This is a genomic window from Bariatricus sp. SGI.161 (assembly GCF_050313695.1).
GTDB lineage: Bacteria > Bacillota > Clostridia > Lachnospirales > Lachnospiraceae > JAFBIX01.
Window position 1 is genome coordinate 39,438 of the sequence record NZ_JBNPLX010000014.1, and the last position, 19,299, is coordinate 58,736.

Annotated in this window: 22 protein-coding genes; 20 read left to right on the forward strand and 2 right to left on the reverse strand. The window is 39.5% G+C overall.

Features of this window, described 5'->3' with window-relative positions:
• Nucleotides 1-321: 321 nt before the first annotated feature.
• The 4 genes from ACQRBH_RS09745 to ACQRBH_RS09760 all read left to right on the forward strand — a co-directional run bounded on the left by ACQRBH_RS09745 (nucleotide 322) and on the right by ACQRBH_RS09760 (nucleotide 5,098).
• Complete coding sequence (locus ACQRBH_RS09745) at nucleotides 322-1,428, forward strand: polysaccharide pyruvyl transferase family protein (protein WP_427743211.1); 1,107 nt, start codon at nucleotides 322-324, stop codon at nucleotides 1,426-1,428.
• On the forward strand, nucleotides 1,418-2,809 hold the full coding sequence (locus ACQRBH_RS09750) for an oligosaccharide flippase family protein (protein WP_427743212.1): 1,392 nt from the start codon (nucleotides 1,418-1,420) through the stop codon (nucleotides 2,807-2,809). Before ACQRBH_RS09745 ends, ACQRBH_RS09750 begins: the two co-directional genes overlap by 11 nt.
• A 5-nt stretch (nucleotides 2,810-2,814) precedes the next feature.
• Nucleotides 2,815-3,903, forward strand: coding sequence for a Coenzyme F420 hydrogenase/dehydrogenase, beta subunit C-terminal domain (locus ACQRBH_RS09755; RefSeq protein ID WP_427743213.1), 1,089 nt, complete (start codon nucleotides 2,815-2,817; stop codon nucleotides 3,901-3,903).
• 181 nt (nucleotides 3,904-4,084) lie between these two features.
• Entirely contained in the window at nucleotides 4,085-5,098 is a 1,014-nt protein-coding gene (locus tag ACQRBH_RS09760; protein WP_427761498.1) for an acyltransferase family protein, read from the forward strand.
• 104 nt (nucleotides 5,099-5,202) lie between these two features.
• Here the strand turns inward: ACQRBH_RS09760 and tnpA are convergent, their stop codons facing one another.
• Entirely contained in the window at nucleotides 5,203-5,538 is a 336-nt protein-coding gene (tnpA, locus tag ACQRBH_RS09765; RefSeq protein WP_427761499.1) for an IS66 family insertion sequence element accessory protein TnpA, read from the reverse strand.
• Nucleotides 5,539-5,671: 133 nt separating this feature from the next.
• On the opposite strand from tnpA, the gene ACQRBH_RS09770 reads away from it, so the two are divergent.
• From ACQRBH_RS09770 to thiI, 10 genes are all read left to right on the forward strand, one after another.
• Nucleotides 5,672-5,875, forward strand: a complete 204-nt coding sequence (locus ACQRBH_RS09770) for a hypothetical protein (protein ID WP_427761500.1) — start codon at nucleotides 5,672-5,674, stop codon at nucleotides 5,873-5,875.
• 75 nt (nucleotides 5,876-5,950) lie between these two features.
• A complete protein-coding gene (locus tag ACQRBH_RS09775) occupies nucleotides 5,951-6,799 on the forward strand; it encodes an Rpn family recombination-promoting nuclease/putative transposase (protein WP_427761501.1) in 849 nt (282 codons plus the stop codon).
• A gap of 236 nt (nucleotides 6,800-7,035) precedes the next feature.
• Nucleotides 7,036-7,317, forward strand: a complete 282-nt coding sequence (locus ACQRBH_RS09780; protein ID WP_427761502.1) for a nucleotidyltransferase family protein — start codon at nucleotides 7,036-7,038, stop codon at nucleotides 7,315-7,317.
• A gap of 146 nt (nucleotides 7,318-7,463) precedes the next feature.
• Nucleotides 7,464-8,966, forward strand: a complete 1,503-nt coding sequence (locus ACQRBH_RS09785) for an ATP-binding protein (RefSeq protein ID WP_427761503.1) — start codon at nucleotides 7,464-7,466, stop codon at nucleotides 8,964-8,966.
• 17 nt (nucleotides 8,967-8,983) lie between these two features.
• Entirely contained in the window at nucleotides 8,984-9,331 is a 348-nt protein-coding gene (locus tag ACQRBH_RS09790; RefSeq protein ID WP_235232147.1) for an arsenate reductase family protein, read from the forward strand.
• A gap of 241 nt (nucleotides 9,332-9,572) precedes the next feature.
• The gene (locus ACQRBH_RS09795) at nucleotides 9,573-10,139 is read left to right on the forward strand and encodes a manganese efflux pump MntP family protein (RefSeq protein WP_427761504.1); all 567 of its coding nucleotides are present in this window, start codon (nucleotides 9,573-9,575) and stop codon (nucleotides 10,137-10,139) included.
• 45 nt (nucleotides 10,140-10,184) lie between these two features.
• Nucleotides 10,185-11,138: a 50S ribosomal protein L11 methyltransferase gene (gene prmA / locus ACQRBH_RS09800; protein ID WP_427761505.1), complete on the forward strand. Its 954-nt coding sequence runs from the start codon at nucleotides 10,185-10,187 to the stop codon at nucleotides 11,136-11,138.
• Nucleotides 11,139-11,147: 9 nt separating this feature from the next.
• Nucleotides 11,148-11,885: a 16S rRNA (uracil(1498)-N(3))-methyltransferase gene (locus tag ACQRBH_RS09805; RefSeq protein WP_427761506.1), complete on the forward strand. Its 738-nt coding sequence runs from the start codon at nucleotides 11,148-11,150 to the stop codon at nucleotides 11,883-11,885.
• 43 nt (nucleotides 11,886-11,928) lie between these two features.
• Nucleotides 11,929-13,089, forward strand: a complete 1,161-nt coding sequence (locus ACQRBH_RS09810) for a cysteine desulfurase family protein (protein WP_427761524.1) — start codon at nucleotides 11,929-11,931, stop codon at nucleotides 13,087-13,089.
• A 24-nt stretch (nucleotides 13,090-13,113) separates the two neighbouring features.
• The gene (thiI, locus tag ACQRBH_RS09815; RefSeq protein WP_347375993.1) at nucleotides 13,114-14,295 is read left to right on the forward strand and encodes a tRNA uracil 4-sulfurtransferase ThiI; all 1,182 of its coding nucleotides are present in this window, start codon (nucleotides 13,114-13,116) and stop codon (nucleotides 14,293-14,295) included.
• A gap of 74 nt (nucleotides 14,296-14,369) precedes the next feature.
• On the opposite strand, the gene ACQRBH_RS09820 is transcribed toward thiI, so the two are convergent.
• Entirely contained in the window at nucleotides 14,370-14,603 is a 234-nt protein-coding gene (locus ACQRBH_RS09820) for an HPr family phosphocarrier protein (protein ID WP_235232153.1), read from the reverse strand.
• 148 nt (nucleotides 14,604-14,751) lie between these two features.
• On the opposite strand from ACQRBH_RS09820, the gene mtaB reads away from it, so the two are divergent.
• Genes mtaB through ACQRBH_RS09850 form a run of 6 tightly spaced genes read left to right on the forward strand, consistent with a single transcriptional unit; the run spans nucleotide 14,752 to nucleotide 19,228 of the window.
• Complete coding sequence (gene mtaB / locus ACQRBH_RS09825) at nucleotides 14,752-16,035, forward strand: tRNA (N(6)-L-threonylcarbamoyladenosine(37)-C(2))-methylthiotransferase MtaB (protein ID WP_427761507.1); 1,284 nt, start codon at nucleotides 14,752-14,754, stop codon at nucleotides 16,033-16,035.
• 57 nt (nucleotides 16,036-16,092) lie between these two features.
• A complete protein-coding gene (locus ACQRBH_RS09830) occupies nucleotides 16,093-16,356 on the forward strand; it encodes an IreB family regulatory phosphoprotein (protein ID WP_235232156.1) in 264 nt (87 codons plus the stop codon).
• Between the two features lie 5 nt (nucleotides 16,357-16,361).
• The gene (ruvX, locus tag ACQRBH_RS09835) at nucleotides 16,362-16,787 is read left to right on the forward strand and encodes a Holliday junction resolvase RuvX (RefSeq protein ID WP_235232158.1); all 426 of its coding nucleotides are present in this window, start codon (nucleotides 16,362-16,364) and stop codon (nucleotides 16,785-16,787) included.
• A 23-nt stretch (nucleotides 16,788-16,810) separates the two neighbouring features.
• Entirely contained in the window at nucleotides 16,811-17,071 is a 261-nt protein-coding gene (locus ACQRBH_RS09840) for a DUF1292 domain-containing protein (protein WP_235232159.1), read from the forward strand.
• A gap of 6 nt (nucleotides 17,072-17,077) precedes the next feature.
• A complete protein-coding gene (locus ACQRBH_RS09845; RefSeq protein WP_235232161.1) occupies nucleotides 17,078-17,533 on the forward strand; it encodes a Fur family transcriptional regulator in 456 nt (151 codons plus the stop codon).
• Nucleotides 17,534-17,560: 27 nt separating this feature from the next.
• The gene (locus ACQRBH_RS09850; RefSeq protein WP_427744776.1) at nucleotides 17,561-19,228 is read left to right on the forward strand and encodes a ribonuclease J; all 1,668 of its coding nucleotides are present in this window, start codon (nucleotides 17,561-17,563) and stop codon (nucleotides 19,226-19,228) included.
• Nucleotides 19,229-19,299 lie beyond the last annotated feature (71 nt).

The window sequence follows — 19,299 nt, forward strand, 5'->3', positions numbered from 1 at the left end:
CTCGGGCATGGTATAATTACAACCTTGGGTTGTCTAGCTTGCATCATCACTCAACACTAGGTATTCTAGAAACACACCCTAGTATTTTGGGAATAAACTAACACAGAAAAGTGCGCTTATTTTGTAATGAAACATAAATGACAGAGGCGTATGAGACATTATCCAAGATGCATGTTATTGAAATTACAAAGTTTCTCATTAGTTAAGAAGACGAGATATAACGTTTGCGCTGTTTTCTTCTTTATTGTTGATTATTTGTATTATGGACGATACATACTATGAAAGATTTACTGAAATTTCCATTTTATGAGGGAGGATTATATGAAAATATGTATTTTATCTATGCAAAAAGTTGATAATTACGGTTCTTTATTGCAGGCATACGGACTGAAAAAAATGTTGGAAGAACTTGGAAGTAATGTTGAGTTTTTAGATATTAAATTCATTGATGGTGATCACAAGCTTCTTCCTAATGAGAATGCAGATTATCATGATAATGATGGAAAATCTAAGTTGAAAAAACTATTTAATAGAAGTGTATTAACTTTCGTCCGAAATAGGATAATTAATAAAGCATTTGTGAAAAAATGTGATCTTTTTCGAAGAGAATATCTTGATATTGATCGTAAATCAGACCATTATGATCTATGTATTATTGGTTCGGATGAAGTATTCAACTGCCTGAACGCTGGATGGTGGGGTTATACATCACAATTATTTGGTAACATACCAGAGTCTGATGCAATCATTACATATGCAGCTTCCTGTGGCGCAACAAAATATGAAAACCTTCCTAATGCTATAAAGGAAAGTATAGGTAATGCTTTTCAAAATATTAGAGGCTTTTCTGTAAGAGATGCTAACACTTACGAATTTGTAAATCATTTTGGTATTAAAAATATATCTAGGCATTTTGATCCTGTATTGATTTATGATTTTGATAAAGAGGTTGAAGAAAGTGAACTTCCTAGTCTACCAAAACACTATTGTGTGATATATAGCTATCCGTATAGATTCTATAAGCAAGATGAAATTAGCAAGATATTGGATTTTTGTAATTCTTGTAATTTAACACCAATAGCTGTTCAAGGCGGTCAAACCTGGTGCAAAGAATTTATTGCCTGTAATCCATTTGAATGTTTAAAAGTATTTCAAAACGCCGATTTTGTTATCACAGATACTTTTCATGGCGCGATCTTTTCGGCAAAGTATGCGAATAAATTTGCAGTGATTACAAGAGAAAGTAACTATAATAAACTCAGTGATTTAATAAAGAGATTAGGTATTGAAAGTCATCTGGTAGATGATTTGTCACAGCTTAAATCGGTTTATAGTTTGGAAAAAGAGTATGAATCGATAAAAAAAGTTATAGAAACCGAAAGAAGTAATACCTATAAATACTTGGAGAGATATATAGATGGAGAGTAGAACAAAATATCTATTTAAAAATACAGCAATTTTTACCATAGGAAATTTTGCAACAAAAGTTATCTCCTTTTTTCTTATTCCATTATATACAAATGTTTTAACAACATCAGAGTATGGAACAGTTGATTTGGTTGTTACAATTTCAACAATTGCTGTACCAATCATAACATTAAATATAATGGAAGCCGTAATGCGTTTTAACCTGGATAAAGACGTAGATAAGGATAAAATCACAAAAATAGGTATTGTTATTTTATTCTTTGGCATACTGTTTGGATTGATACTAATACCATTATGTGGACTATGGAATCAAATATCTTCGCTAAGTGTTCTTGTCTATTTTTATGTAATTTGTTCTGCATCCAGCCAGGTTTTTCTTTGCGATTTAAGGGGAAAAGAACTATTAATTCAATATAGTATAGGAAATGTCCTAAACACCTTACTAATAGCAGGCTTTAATATTCTGTTTTTATTGGTATTTAAATCGGGAATTGCCGGATACCTATTGGCATATACAATCGCCAATGCTATTGTCGCAGTTTATGCTTTACTAATTGGCAAGGGCTATAGAGCTATTACCGCATGTCTTGATAAACAAAAGATGACGGAAATGCTAAAGTATTCTATAGTATTAATACCAAACTCTTTTATGTGGTGGGTAATGAATTCTTCTGATCATGTTATGGTTACTAGTATGATAGGAGTTGCTGCAAATGGCATCTATGCAATTTCATATAAATTACCAACGTTGATTTCGACTTTCACTGGAATATTTAATCAAGCGTGGAGTTACTCGGCAATTAGAGAAGAAGGGGCTGAGGATGAAGAAACATACAATAATAAAGTGTTTAAGTCAATGGTTGCTATCATTATGCTTGTTGGTATATTGATGATGTTAGCTATTAAACCCTTTTTGAAAGTATACGTGGCGGAGGATTATTATTCAGCTTGGAAGTATACCCCTTTTTTGATTATTGGGTGTGTATTCATGACATTAGGAACATTTATGTCAACTAGCTATATAGTTCATAAAGATAGTAAGGGTTTCTTGATTTCAGGTACATTTGGTGCACTATTTAATATAGTTCTAAATTTTCTGCTTATCCCGAGAATTGGCGTTTATGGAGCTGCCTTTGCAACCTGCGTTAGTTATATTGCAGTATTTACATTCCGAGCATTTCACACTAGAAAATATATACATTATAAAGTAGTAACCTTTGAGTTTTTGCTTGGCACAATAGCCTTGGTAGTTTCTGGCGTGATGATGTATTTTGATAATATTTGGTCATTAATGATACAAATACTTATTACGGTTATAATTGTATATTCTTTTAAGGGGACATGGCTGCCTATGCTCCAAGCAATTGTAAGGAAGGTTTAAAAATCATGAAAACAGTATGTAATGAAAATATGTGTTCAGGATGTATGGCATGTATTGATATATGTCCAAAACAGGCAATTCATATTAGTGATACGCTGAAAGAATATAATGCTGTAATAGACGATTCAAAGTGCATAAATTGCAATCTATGCCATAATGTATGCCAGTTTAATAATGCTCCTGTGCTGAAAAAACCAATCAAATGGTATGAAGGTTGGGCTCAAGATGAAATAAGGAAGAACAGTTCTTCAGGTGGGGCAGCAACAGCACTTATAAATTCATTTGATAGCGATATTTGCTCTTGTGTGTTTAAAGAAGGCAAGTTTATCTTTGAGTTTGACAATGGTGATAAAGAAAAATATTCTGGTTCAAAGTATATAAAAAGTAGTCCTATCGGAGTATATAAAGAAATCAACAAAAGAGTTAAACTTGGAAGAAAGGTTCTTTTCATCGGCCTGCCATGCCAATGTGCAGCGGCAAGAAACTTCACAAAAGACAACGATAATCTTTATACGGTAGATTTGATTTGCCATGGTACACCTTCTCCTCAATTATTAGATATGTATTTGAAGGAAAAAGGTATTACTATGGATGAGTTAAAGAATATAAGATTTAGAAATAAAGCTATATTTGGATTAAGCTCTAATGAAGTGAGAATTTCACCTCCGAGAGTTCAAGACTGTTACACCTTTGCTTTTTTGTCAAGTCTTGACTATACAGAGAATTGTTATTCATGTAAATATGCTTGCACAGAACGCGTTTCTGATATAACTATTGGCGATTCATGGGGAACAGAACTTGCTGAATACGAGCAGCAAAAAGGAGTATCTTTGCTCCTGTGCCAGACCGAGAAAGGTATTGAACTTGTTAATAAGTCTGGAATGGTTTTAAAAGATGTGGATTTGGATAAAGCAGTTGATGCGAATCACCAATTAAGACATCCATCAATAGCACCAGATAAAAGAGATGCGTTTTTTTCAAAATTAAATCATGGTTTTACAAAGACAATCAGGGAATTATATCCCCAATTTTATTATAAGCAGGAGTTAAAAGCCCTTCTCGTAAAAATGAAAATTCTGCGTGGGGAGGAGTAAACTGTATCCATAAGTGTGGACACGGAAGATATTAGATACCCACAATAATGAATTCATAAAGGGTCAAAAGCAAGAATCTGAAAGTGTTTTTAATGACGATTGGAGAAAAGATCAAATACTTACGAGTTACTCTGGGTAAAACAGTGGTGTAAAATCAAAAATAAAGGAAGGTAAACTACCAATGAAGTATAGTATTACATTAGATATTTCTAAATATATTTTATCTTTAATGATAGTGGCAATACACTCAGCTCTATTTCCCAATATTTTATATCCATGGTTAAGACTTGCTGTGCCATTGTTTTTCATTATCTCCTCGTATATTTTGTTTAATAGGATTAAAGCGGAAGGTGATGAATGTGCAAGTAATTTAGTTAAGAATTATATTAAAAGAAATCTTCAATTGTATTTATTTTGGTTTATTTTACTTTTTCCTATAACAGTTTATGTAAGGCGTTCTTGGCTTGATGGCGGATTAATTGCCTTTTTTAAAACGTTTATTCCACAATTGTTATTTTCCTCAACTTTTGTTGCGTCATGGTTTATTATTGCCTCGGTATGGGCTGTTATAATTCTCTTCTTTACAAGAAAGATTAGTTGGAAAATTATGTTGCCGGTATTGTCAGTGGTCTATATCATATGTTGTCTTAGATCAAGTTATTATTTTCTTTTGGAGGGGAATGATGTCATAAGTAATATAGTATATAACTATGAATCAATTTTTACATCACCTGTGTTTAGTTTTCCGGTTGCAACATTTTGGATGTATATAGGTAAGCTATTTACAGAATTAAAGGGTAAGACAGTCTTTAGTAAACAAATTTTGATAACAGGCGTAGTTGTGTTTGCAGTTTGCCTCTGGATTGAATGGAAAGTAGTTATTAAACTGGGTGGCTTTAATAATAATGATTGCTATATTTTTTTGGCGCCATTAGTGTTTTGCATCTTCGCGTTGATGAAAGATATTGATATTAATTGCAAATACTCTAAAATACTAAGAACGATTAGTACTGTTACATATCCACTCCACGCCTCTTTAGTAGTGATTGTTTCGGGTGTATTTTCTCACTTAATTGGTTTGAATTACTCGTGGCTTAATTTTATAATAACTGTTATATTCTGCCACCTTGCCACGTTTATTATTTTGAAATTAGAGAATGTTCGATGGTTGAGATTCTTAAAATACTCGCATTGACAAGGACATAAAAACCCTTGACAAACAACCCCATTTCCCAATAACCCGTTTTTCTTTTGGTTTGTTTTGATGTGGATTTTGTCATTGATTTTGTAATCCAGAAACTAACCTGTCAAAACCATTCGGCAAAAGTGCAAATAATATCTAACAGCATCTGCCCTAAAGGTATCCGTCATGGCATTCTGCTGATTTGGCAGTGGAATCTCTGCGAAGGTTACGGCAGGCTGCTGTTCCCTCGAAGGTCTGACAGCAGGAAATTCCTTTTCTGCATTAGCGTAAGCTTCTTGTCTCAGCTTACGTAACCAATAGTAATAACTTTTATCACTGATTCCGTTGTCGCTGAGCCACTGCTTTGCAGTTGTTCCAGCAGGACGGTTGTTGCATTGTTCGATTATTTTAGTCCAGTTTGCAAGCCGGACTTGATGAGTGATTCGATCCATTCATGTTCCTCCCTTACTTTAAAAAACTAACTAGTTTTCTGAGTTTTTTAAAGTTTTGCATGAATCGGATCAAAATTCAAGGCGGAGGATTTGACGTTTACGATTTAAAGATTTTTTTGAAAATGAAGTAAAGATGAATCCTTTAAAAGCAGAGTATCTGTTACCAACACATATCGGTGGATTGTTAAGAGATGGAAAATGTTCCGTGAAAGTACTGGAGACAAAAGACAAGTGGTTTGGTGTTATATACAAAGAAGATAAAGAAGCGGTTGTCCAGAGTTTTAAAAATCTGATTGAAGATGGTGTATATCAGGAAGAATTATATAGTGATTTGTAGTAATATATAGTATCACTTGATTTCATATGCTATAATCAACTCATAGAATTCCTCTGCATATGTGGAGGAAATATTATGAAGCAAAGGAAACAATTAAAGGAACTTACGATCAAGGACAATTTCATGTTCGGCGCGGTGATGATGGAAGAAGATAATTGTAAGAGTTTTCTGGAACTTGCGTTAGGGTTTCCAATTGACCGGGTAGAAGTCAGTAAAGAAAAAAGTATCGTGTATCATCCGGAATATAAAGGGGTTCGTTTGGATGTCTATGCTAAGGATGAGAAAAATACGCGTTATAACGTGGAGATGCAGGTCGCAAAGAAGTCAGAATTGGGAAAGCGATCCCGTTATTATCATGGACAAATTGATATGGAGTTGTTGCTAAGTGGCAGTGATTACGCGGAACTGCCAGATGTGTACGTTATTTTCATTTGTGATTTTGACCCATTTGGTAAGAAAAGGTATCGTTATACTTTTGAATGGCGCTGTGCAGAAGATGCAGATGTAATGCTTCGGGAAGGCTGTAAAAGTATTTTTCTGAGTACACGTGGGGAAAATGAAGAAGAAGTTCCGGAAGAGCTTGTGAAGTTCCTGCACTTTGTTAAAGCAGATCTTGACGAAAGTGAAATCGATTTTAAAGATGATTTTGTAAGAAAACTTCAGAATACCATCTATAGGGTAAAATCGAATCGTGAAATGGAGGAGCGTTTTATGATCTTTGAAGAGATGTTGAGAGATGAACGCGCAGAGGGAAAAGTGGAAGCCAAAATAGAAGATATATTGGATTTATTGGAAGATAAATGCCAGCTTCCAGCAGATCTTCGAAGCAGAATCGAAGATGAGAAGAATCTGCAGACACTGACAAGATGGTTGAAACTAGCGGCCAAAGCAGATTCCCTGGAGGAGTTCCTGAGTCAGATGTAAAGTGCGGATTCTATATTCAGTAATATCATATCTATGACCGGATGTTGTAAAGTTATATGGCTTTATAATATCCGGTTATCGTAACAATCACAATATTCATGCCAATTCAGGCACATATCAGAAAGAGATGCAGAGGAATTCTATCAGTGTTCAGTTGAGAGAGTCTTGATATTATATTTCCTTTGAAGTAAAATAAAATCGGCTTTAAGTATGATGGAAAAGAGGGGGCCTTTATAATGAATGTGATGCCAGTATCAGAATTGATTGATAAAGTGACGCGAATATGCCAGGATCATGGCGTAGAACGATTGGATTTGTTTGGTTCTTTTGCTACAGGTACTGCATTGCCAACCAGTGATATTGATTTTGTGGTATATGGGTGTAAAGATGTTGAAAAGCTTGAACGAGAACTGGAAGAAATTGACACGCTGCGAAAGATAGACATTTTTGATTATGACAGTATTCACAATGAATTTCTTTTGGAGGATATAAAAAAATATGGAAAGCAAATATATTAATCGATACAATACAGTTTGCAAAAGAAAGATTTCAGGATATTATAAATGTGTATTATCCATTGTTTGTGAAATTTCAGGGCACGGCTAAAAAGTATTATGAGGACATTACCGAATAAATGATAGAGCGGAGATAAAAAGGACAGATTATGGATATCAAGAGAGCAAAACAAGAGATTAAGGATTCGATTGAAGCATATTTGAAGAAAGATGCGGATGGGGAGTATATGATACCGGCGATCAGGCAGCGCCCGATTCTTCTGATGGGACCTCCGGGAATCGGTAAGACACAGATCATGGAGCAGATTGCGAAGGAGTGTAAGATTGGACTGGTGTCTTATACGATTACGCATCATACGCGGCAGAGTGCTATCGGTCTGCCATTCATTCAGGAGAAGATGTACGGTGGTAAGAAGCATTCGGTCACAGAGTATACCATGAGTGAGATCATTGCTTCGGTGTATGATAAGATAGAGGCTACAGGAATCAAAGAGGGAATTCTTTTCATAGATGAGATTAACTGTGTATCAGAGACTTTGGCACCGACAATGCTGCAGTTCTTGCAGTGTAAGATGTTCGGCAACCAGAAGGTGCCGGAAGGATGGATCATTGTGGCAGCGGGAAACCCGCCGGAATATAATAAGTCCGTGCGAGACTTTGATATCGTGACTTTGGACCGTATCAAGAAGATTGATGTGGAAGAGAATTATGAAGTGTGGAAGGAATATGCTTATCAGGCGGAGATTCATCCGGCGATTCTGGCATACCTCGAGATCCGCAAGGATCATTTTTACCGGATTGAGACGACGGTAGATGGGAAGGTATTTGCAACAGCCCGTGGCTGGGAAGATCTGTCTCAGCTTTTGAAGGTATATGAAGCTTTGGGTAAAAAAGCAGACCGCGAGGTGGTCCATCAGTATATCCAGCACTGGAAGATTGCTAAGGATTTTGCTAATTATCTGGTGTTATATGAGAAATATAAGAAGGATTATGGACTGGAGAAGATTATAGAAGGCTGTTATAGTAAAGAGACTCTGGAACAGCTGAATTATGCTCCGTTTGATGAACGGCTGAGTGTGGTTCATATGTTGATTGGAAGACTGGGAAGTCTGTTCAAGGAATCCTTTGTAGAAGATCAGTATGTGACGATGCTGTATGAATATCTACGACTGTACAAGGAGAATCTGAATCTGGAAGAAGTGACTGCTCAGGCGGAAGGTGCTTATGAGATCTTGCGTAAGGCAGAGCAGTTGACGAAACTGCAGGATAAGATTTATCGAAAGGTTGTTGAGACTTTAGAGCGGTTCGGACAGATGGTACAGCAAGATCATCTTACAGGTGAGGCGGCATTTGCCAGGGTAAAAGAGGAATTTCAACAGTCAGTGGGAGTACGGGAGCAAGCAGTGGAACATACATTACAGTCACTGAATCATGCGTTTGATTTTATGGAAGATGCATTTGGAGACAGTCAGGAGATGGTTGCCTTCGTCACAGAACTGAATACGAATTATTACAGTATTCAGTTTCTGAAAGACAACGATTGTGATAAATATTATCGCTATAACAAGCGGTTACTGTTCGATGAACAGCAACAGGAGATCCTGAAGGAATTAGATGAAGTGGAACAGGATCTGAATACTGCTTTGAAATAAGAGGAGGAGAAAGAAGAATGTTATTCGTATATTATCCAAAATGCAGTACTTGCCAGAGGGCAAAGAAATGGCTGGAAGAGAAGCAGATTATATTTGAAGCGCGGGATGTTAAGCTTCAGAATCCTACGAAAGAGGAATTGATCGAATGGCATCAGAGGAGTGGACTTCCATTGAAGAAATTTTTTAATACCAGTGGTATGCTCTATCGGGAGATGCAGTTGAAGGATCGGCTTCCTGAGATGTCTGAAGAAGAGCAGTATGACTTGCTGGCTTCTGATGGAATGCTGGTGAAGCGTCCGATTGTTGTGACGGATGATCTGGTGTTGGTCGGATTCCGTGAGAAAGAGTGGGAGAAGCTAGTATAACTTGGATAATTTTTGTGTTTTTTATTGACAGCAATCGAAAGAATTTCTATAATATCAATTACGGTAAGGGAGTAGTTGGCGCTAAGAATGCGTAGTTTTGTCAACATACTGATGCACAAGGCATCTGGCATTACTTTAAATGATGAGACTTATCCGTGGATATGCCACGGATAGGTCTTTTTATATGCACTCCTGTTGCCAGGTATCCGGAAGATAGAATATTCACAAAAGGAGAAGGAATATGGGATTGATAGAATTATTTTTGATTGCGGTAGGCTTGTCTATGGATGCATTTGCAGTATCTGTCTGTAAGGGCCTTGCGATGAAGCGGTGTACGTGGAGCAAGGCGGGGATTGTTGGACTGTATTTTGGTGGATTTCAGGCATTGATGCCGTTGATTGGTTATATTCTGGGTGTGCAGTTTAAAGATGTCATTACTTCGGTTGATCATTGGATTGCGTTTATCCTGTTGGGAATCATAGGAGGAAATATGATTCGGGAAGCACTGGGTTCCTGTGATGAGTGCGAGGAGACGGATGAGTCATTGGATGTGAGAACCATGTTGGGTCTTGCGGTGGCAACCAGTATTGATGCATTGGCAGTTGGGGTGACATTTGCCTTTTTACAGGTAAATATTGTACCTGCAGTAAGTTTTATTGGGGTGATTACATTTACTTTATCCGTCGCAGGTGTTAAAATAGGCAATGTATTCGGAACAAAATACCAGACGAAGGCAGAGATTATTGGCGGTATTATCCTGGTTCTTATGGGATGTAAGATTCTGCTGGAGCATCTGGGCGTAATATAGAGACGAATGACGTAGAAGTAATGTTCAGAAAAAAGGAGAAGACTGATGAAGTGGAATCAATTTCGTTTGACGACGACAACAGAAGCAGAAGATATTGTCAGCAGTATGTTGATGGATCTGGGAATCCAGGGGGTACAGATTGAGGATAAGGTACCTTTGACTCAGGGAGACAAAGAGCAGATGTTCGTAGACATATTGCCGGATATGCCGGAAGATGACGGAAAGGCTTATCTGACGTTTTATCTGGATGAAGATGAGGACACAGGAACCATCCTGATGCAGGTGCGCAGAGAACTGGAAGAGATGAGAAGTTATCTGGACGTGGGTGAGTGCACGATTGAGGAATCTCAGACAGAGGATGTAGACTGGGTGAATAACTGGAAGAAGTATTTTCACCAGTTTTATATTGATGATATCCTTGTAATTCCGTCCTGGGAGAATGTCGAGCCGAAGGATCAGGATAAGATGATTATTCATATCGATCCGGGAACTGCATTTGGAACAGGAATGCATGAGACGACCCAGCTTTGTATCCGTCAGTTGAAGAAATACGTGACGGAAGATACAGAGATCCTGGATGTGGGATGTGGAAGCGGAATCCTGGGGATGTTGGCACTCAAATTTGGTGCAAAGCATTCTGTAGGTACGGATCTGGATCCATGTGCGATTGATGCTACCCATGAGAATATGGAAGTTAATGGGATTCGGAAAGACCAGTATGAAGTCATGATTGGCAATATTATTGATGACAAGGAAGTTCAGGATAAAGTCGGATATGAGAAATACGATATCGTAGTGGCAAATATTCTGGCAGATGTTCTGATCCCGTTGACGCCGGTCATTCTCCATCAACTGAAGGCTGGCGGAATCTATATTACCAGTGGTATTATAGATGTGAAAGAAGAAGTGGTTGTAGAAGCTGTGAAGGCATCTGGCCTTGAGGTCCTGGAAGTGAATCATCAGGGAGAATGGGTGTCTGTTACAGCGAGAAAGAATTAGGAGCAGAGTATGCAGCATTTTTTTGTGACACCTTCACAGGTGAAGGAAGAATGGATCTATGTGGAAGGTTCTGATGTGAATCATATGAAGAATGTTCTGCGCATGCGTACAGGAGAAGAATTGATGGTCAGTGATGGCAATAATCTCCAGTATCGGTGTGCGGTAGAGCGTTATGAGGAAGATCTGGCGGTGTTGAAGATCCTGGAAGAATGGCCGGTGGATACAGAGTTGCCTTCGAAGATCTATCTGTTCCAGGGATTGCCGAAGCAGGATAAGATGGAACTGATCGTACAGAAATCGGTCGAATTGGGAGTTTATCAGGTTATTCCTGTGGCAACAAAGCGTGCGGTCGTGAAGCTGGATGCGAAGAAGGCTGCCAGGAAGGTGGAACGATGGCAGCAGATTGCCCAGAGCGCAGCGAAGCAGGCAGGGCGAGGATATATCCCGGAAGTGGCAGATGTGATGTCTTATCGTGAGGCATTGGAGTGTGCTTCGAAGTTAGATATTGTACTGATTCCATATGAACTTGCTGAGGGGATGGAGGAAACCAAATCTGTGATTGAATCCATTTATCCCGGACAATCGATTGGAATCTTTATCGGGCCAGAAGGTGGATTCGAAAAAGAGGAAGTAGAACAGGCGTTAGAGTATGGTGCCCATGCAATTACATTGGGAAAGAGAATCTTGCGGACAGAGACGGCAGGACTTACGACATTATCCGTTTTGATGTTCCATTTGGAAGGGTAATCACATAATCTGGTAGTAAGAAGAAGCATAGGAAGTGAAAATGATGAAAGAGATCTATTTGGACAATTCCGCGACGACCCGGGCTTATGATAGTGTCGGGGATCTTGTGCGGAAGGTAATGTGTGAAGACTATGGCAATCCGTCTTCCATGCATGCAAAAGGCGTGGAGGCAGAGAAGTATATAAAAGAAGCAAAGGAGACATTTGCGAAGCTTTTGAAGGTTCAGGAGAAGGAAGTGTTCTTTACTTCTGGCGGAACAGAGAGTGATAATCTGGCGCTGATTGGTGCTGCAAGAGCGAATCACAGGTCTGGAAAGCATCTGATCACAACATCCATTGAACATCCGGCAATCATTAATACGATGCGATATCTGGAGGAAGAGGAAGGTTTTCGTGTTACCTATCTTCCTGTTGATAAGTACGGAAGAGTGAAGCTGGATGCTTTGCAGGATGCGCTTTGTAAGGATACGATTCTGGTGTCCATTATGTATGTGAATAATGAAGTAGGATCGGTGCAGCCCATACAGGAAGCTGCAAGTATTGTGAAGGCTTATAATAAGAATATCCTGTTCCATGTAGATGCAGTACAGGGCTTTGGCAAGTATCATATATATCCGAAGAAATTAAAGGTAGATATGTGTTCTATCAGTGGCCATAAGATCCATGGCCCGAAAGGAACGGGGGCATTATATATCGGTGAGAATGTTAAGATCAAGCCAATCGTATTCGGAGGCGGACAGCAGAAGGATATCCGTTCCGGTACGGAAAATGTTCCGGGAATTGCCGGACTTTCTCTGGCAGCCAGGACGATTTACAAGGATCTGGACGCCAAAGTGGCAAAGATGCGAGAATTGAAGCAGCATTTTATCGATGGCGTCAGTCAGATTGAGGATATAACGATTCATGGATTGTATGATGAGACTTCAGCACCGCATATTATCAGCGTGGGATTTGCTGGAATTCGAAGTGAAGTATTGTTGCATGCGTTAGAAGATAAGGGAATCTATGTGTCTTCCGGTTCGGCATGTGCTTCCAATCATCCGCAGATCAGCGGCGTTCTCAAAGGGATTGGAGCAAAACAGGAATTCCTGGATGCGACGCTTAGGTTCAGTATGTCAGAATTTACAACCTTAGAAGAGATTGACGATACGCTGGAGACACTATATAATATAGTACCGATGTTGAGAAGATATACCAGACATTAGGAGAATCTGATAGGAGAATAGAAGATGAGATTTCATACTTTTTTGTTAAAATACGGTGAGATAGGAATTAAAGGAAAGAATCGCTACCTGTTTGAGGATGCACTCGTCAGACAGGTGCGCTTCGCCCTGAAGGATGTAGATGGAGAATTTCAGGTACACAAGTCTCAGGCAAGGATCTATGTGGACTGTGAGGGAGATTATGATTACGATGATGCAGTGGAGCATCTGAAGAGAGTATTCGGTGTGGTTGGAATCTGTCCGGTTGTCCGCATGGAAGATCGGGGGTTTGACCAGCTGAAAAAAGATGTAGTTGCATATATGGATGAAGTATATCCGGACAAGAATCTGACATTTAAGGTAGAATCCAGACGTGCCAGAAAGTCTTATCCAAAGAATTCTATGGAGATTAACTGTGATCTTGGAGAGGCGATTCTGGATGCATTTCCAGAGATTCGTGTAGATGTACATCACCCGGATGTGATGTTGAATGTGGAAGTGAGAAATGAAATCTATGTTTATTCTCAGATTATTCCTGGAGCAGGTGGAATGCCGGTTGGAACCAATGGAAAAGCGATGCTTCTGTTATCAGGAGGAATAGACAGCCCGGTAGCTGGTTATATGATATCCAAGCGCGGAGTAGGCATTGAGGCTACTTATTTCCATGCACCGCCGTATACCAGCGAACGTGCGAAGCAGAAGGTGATAGACTTGGCGAGAATCGTTTCTCGCTATTCTGGACCGATCAAGCTTCATGTAGTGAATTTTACAGATATTCAATTGTATATTTATGATCAGTGTCCGCACGATGAACTGACGATTATTATGCGTCGTTATATGATGCGTATTGCGGAGCATTTTGCAAAGGAAGATGGATGCCTTGGACTGATTACCGGAGAGAGTATTGGACAAGTAGCCAGTCAGACGATGCAGAGTCTGGCAGCAACGAACGATGTCTGTACGATTCCAGTCTATCGTCCGGTTATCGGATTCGACAAGCAGGAGATTGTAGACATCGCAGAGAAAATAGATACGTATGATACATCTATTCAGCCTTTTGAAGATTGTTGTACGATCTTTGTGGCAAAGCATCCGGTTACGAAGCCGAATATCGATGTGATCCGCCGTTCTGAAGAGAACTTGAGTGAGAAGATTGATCAGTTGGTACAGGAAGCAATTGATACTGTAGAGATTATCGAAGTGAAGTAAGCGTAATAGATCTGGTTGAGAAAAAAAGGTCAGACCCTGTAAGATACAAGGCCTGATCATTTTCCATCATTTTATTAGCAGATGTATGGTTTTAATGTCTCAAGAATTGTGTCGATTTCTGCATTGTCAGCATGGATATTCAGATCAATTGGTTTAGAAAGATCCAAACTGAAGATACCCATGATAGATTTTGCATCAATAACGTATCTTCCAGATACCAGATCAAAATCATAGTCGAACTTTGTGATATCATTTACAAAAGATTTTACCTTATCGATCGAATTTAAAGAAATCTGAACTGTTTTCATGTTGGAAATACCTCCTTAGCTTCATTTCGTGTTCTATAAACATCTTAAGAGTAAGGGGTATAAAAGTCAAGGAACAATTTGCCAAAGAATGTAAATTAATTTTAATGAATCTTACAACAATATGCATAGAAAGGGTTTGTGGGAAGATATGAAGAAAGTAGCATTACATAATCTGGGATGTAAGGTCAATGCATACGAGACAGAGGCGATGCAGGAACTCCTGGAGGAACATGGCTATGAGATCGTCCCTTTTAAGGAAGGGGCAGACATCTATATTATTAATACATGTACGGTGACCAATATGGCGGACCGTAAATCACGGCAGATGCTGCACCGTGCCAGAAAGATGAATCCGCATGCGATTGTTGTGGCTTGTGGATGCTATGTGCAGGCGAAAGCGGACGAGTTGGATGAGTGCATTGATATTGTGGTCGGGAATAACCGAAAGAAAGATATTATTGAGATTTTAAAGGAGTATGAAAGAGGAAGGGAAGGTTCCTGCCAGGAGATGGTGGATATCAACCATACGAAGGAGTATGAGGAAATGCATCTGACCAGAACAGCAGAGCATACCAGAGCATATATTAAAGTGCAGGATGGATGTAATCAATTCTGTTCTTACTGTATTATTCCTTATGCAAGAGGAAGGGTTCGAAGCCGTGATCATGAAAGTGTACTTCGGGAAGTACGGGGATTGGCTTCCAATGGTTATAAGGAAGTCGTTCTGACAGGAATTCATCTGAGTTCTTATGGAATGGATACGGGAGATCATCTGTTGAATCTGATTCTGGATATTCATGAGGTTCCGGGAATTCAGAGAATCCGTCTCGGTTCTCTGGAACCGCGCATCATTACGGAAGAATTTGCACGTACTCTTGCCAGTCTTCCGAAGATGTGTCCGCATTTCCACTTGTCTTTGCAGAGTGGGTGTGATGCGACATTGAAGCGGATGAATCGTCGCTATACGGCAGAAGAGTATTATGAGAAGTGTGTCCTTCTGCGGAAATATTTTCATAATCCAGCATTGACGACGGATGTAATCGTTGGATTCCCTGGGGAGACAGAAGAAGAGTTTGCACAGTCAAAAGCATTTGTAGATAAGGTGAATTTCTATGAGACGCATGTATTCAAGTATTCTAGACGTGAGGGTACCCTTGCAGCCAAGATGGAGAACCAGGTGCCGGAGACGGTGAAGACAGTCAGGAGTAATGAACTTCTGGAATTGAGTCGCAGAAAACAGAGGAATTATGAGGAAGCGTTGATTGGAACGACGCAGGAAGTATTGATGGAAGAAGAGATTCTTCACGAAGGAGAGAAGTACCAGGTGGGACATACGAAAGAGTATGTAAAAATTGGTCAGAAAACGACAGAGAATCTGACGAATCAACTGGTAAATGTAGAAATTGAGAGTCAGTTGCAAATAATGCATTGAATTTTTGGTGCTAATAGGGTAGAATAACATTGAAGTATTTTTGGAGGACGTGAGTATATGAAAGATTTAAGCAGCACTCAGTTTTTTCAGGTAGAAAGCGGTCCACAAATTCAAGCAAAAGATATACTTGAGATTGTGTACAAGGCATTGAGTGAAAAGGGATACAATCCTGTGAATCAGATTGTGGGTTATATTATGTCAGGAGACCCGACATATATTACCAGCCATAATGGAGCCAGAAGCCTGATCATGAAGATGGAGCGAGATGAATTGGTAGAAGAGATGCTTAAGACGTATATTGAGCATAATAAGTGGGTATAATTTCTATGAGAATCATGGGACTGGATTACGGTTCTAAGACCGTAGGAGTGGCAATCAGTGATCCTTTGGGAATTACTGCTCAAGGAATAGAGACCATATGCCGAAAGGACGAGAACAAACTGCGTAAGACCTGTGCACGGATTGAAGCGTTGATTGAAGAGTACGGGGTAGAGCGGATTGTACTTGGCCTTCCGAAGCATATGAATAATGATATTGGGGATCGGGCAGAACATTCAATAGAGTTTGGAAAGATGCTTTCCCGACGGACCGGCCTGGAAGTCGTGATGTGGGACGAGCGTCTGACTACAGTAGAAGCAGAACGGACTTTGATTGAGAATAAAGTAAGGCGAGAAGACCGCAAAAAATACATTGATAAAATTGCGGCTGTTTTTATATTACAAGGATATTTGGACTCGATTCACATGAACTAAAACCATTTTCGAGGTGTATATATATGGAAAAGATTAAATTCATGTCGGAAGAGATACAGGAAGAGATAGATTTTTTTGTGCTAGAGCAGACCAAGGTGAACGGGGTATCTTATATTCTGGTCACTGATTCGGAGGATGATGAAGCGGAATGTTTAATTCTGAAGGATACATCAGATGAAGCGTCAGCAGACAGCGTCTATGAGATCGTAGATGATGACGTGGAGCTTACTGCTGTTTCAAAAGTGTTTGAGGAACTGCTCGAGGATGTTGATATTGAAAGGTAATATACTATGTCTATCAGTAAAGAAAAGTTTAAAGAAATGCTGAAAGAAAAGGGTCTTAAAGTAACCAATCAGAGGTTGCTTGTATTGCAGGTGCTGGCAGAACACAGAGACAGACATATGACTGCAGAAGATATTTATGAACTGGTAAAAGAGGACTACCCGGAGATTGGGCTGGCAACTATTTACCGGACAGTGCAATTGTTATTAGAAATGCAATTGGTGGATCGTATCAATCTTGATGATGGATGTGTGCGTTATGAGATTGGTGAGTCTTTCGATGGAGTGGAAAGACACCATCACCATCATTTGATATGTAAAACTTGTGGGAAAGTGCTTCCTTTTAAGGATGATTTATTGGACGAACTGGAGCGTCATATAGAGGAAGAGACCGGTTTTCACGTGTTGGACCACGAATTAAAGTTCTATGGACAATGCCAAGAATGCCAGAAAGGGCAAAATTAGTACGGAGAAGCACGTGGAGGTGTAAATTTGAAAAAAGAGAACATCGGAAAATTGCGTATCATTCCGCTCGGAGGACTTGAGAAGATCGGAATGAACATTACTGCCTTCGAATATGAAGACAGTATTATTGTCGTGGATTGCGGTTTGGCATTCCCGGAAGATGATATGCTCGGAATCGATCTTGTGATTCCGGATGTGACATATCTGAAAGATAATATTCAGAAGGTAAAGGGATTTGTGATTACGCATGGACATGAAGATCATATTGGAGCTTTGTCCTATGTGCTGCGTGAGATGAATCTTCCTATCTATGCGACGAAGCTTACTATGGGTATTATTGAGAAGAAGCTTTCAGAGCATAATCTGCTTCGCAGCACCAGAAGAAAAGTAGTAAAGCATGGACAGTCTATTAATCTGGGGCAATTTAGAATTGAATTTATTAAGACAAATCACAGTATTCAGGATGCGGCAGCTCTGGCTATCTATTCACCGGCAGGAATTGTAGTCCATACCGGAGACTTTAAGGTGGACTACACACCTGTATTTGGCGATGCCATTGATCTTCAGCGCTTTGCTGAGATTGGTAAGAAAGGAGTTCTGGCATTGATGTCAGACAGTACCAATGCGGAGAGGAAAGGATTTACCCAGTCCGAGCGTACCGTGGGAATTACATTTGACCACATATTTGCAGAGCATCAGAATTCAAGAATTATCATTGCAACATTTGCTTCCAATGTAGATCGTGTGCAGCAGATCATCAATTCTGCATGCAAGTATAATCGTAAGGTTGTAGTAGAAGGAAGAAGCATGGTCAATATTATACAGGTTGCCCAGGAGTTAGGGTATCTGAATGTACCGGAAAATACATTGGTTGAGATTGATCAGTTGAAGAATTATCCGCCGGAAAAGACCGTGTTGATCACTACCGGAAGCCAGGGTGAGTCTATGGCTGCCCTGTCACGTATGGCAGCAGATGTGCATAAAAAAGTGTCCATTATGCCTGGAGATACGGTAATCTTCAGTTCGAATCCGATTCCAGGTAATGAAAAATCAGTTTCCAGGGTTATCAATGAACTCTCCTCCAAAGGAGCTAACGTTATATTCTCCGATGCCCATGTATCCGGTCATGCATGTCAGGAAGAATTAAAATTGATCTACTCCCTGGTAAAGCCAAAATATGCGATACCGGTACACGGCGAGTACCGTCACTTAAAAGCAAACGCAGGAGTTGCCATGAATCTTGGTATTCCAAAAGAGAATATTTTCATCCTGCAGTCAGGCGATGTATTGGAATTGAGTGATAAAGAGGCTAAAGTCGTAGATAAAGTACACACCGGCGAGATCCTCGTAGATGGTCTCGGAGTAGGAGATGTAGGAAATATCGTACTTCGTGACAGACAACATCTGGCAGAAGATGGAATCATGATCGTAGTACTTACATTAGAAAAAGGCAGTAACCAATTGCTGGCAGGACCTGACATTGTATCACGTGGATTTGTCTACGTCAGAGAATCAGAAGGTCTGATGGAAGAGGCTCGTAATATAGTGACAGAAGCAGTCGAAGATTGCCTGCTGCACCAGCGTAATGCTGACTGGAGCAAGATAAAAATGGTAATCCGCGATACCATGAATGAATTCATTTGGAAACGGACAAAAAGAAAACCAATGATCTTGCCAATTATTATGGATGTGTAAAAAAGGGGACGTAGTATTTTTTAATTTTACTACGTCCCATATTGCGATTTGTGGTGTACCAAAATGAAAAA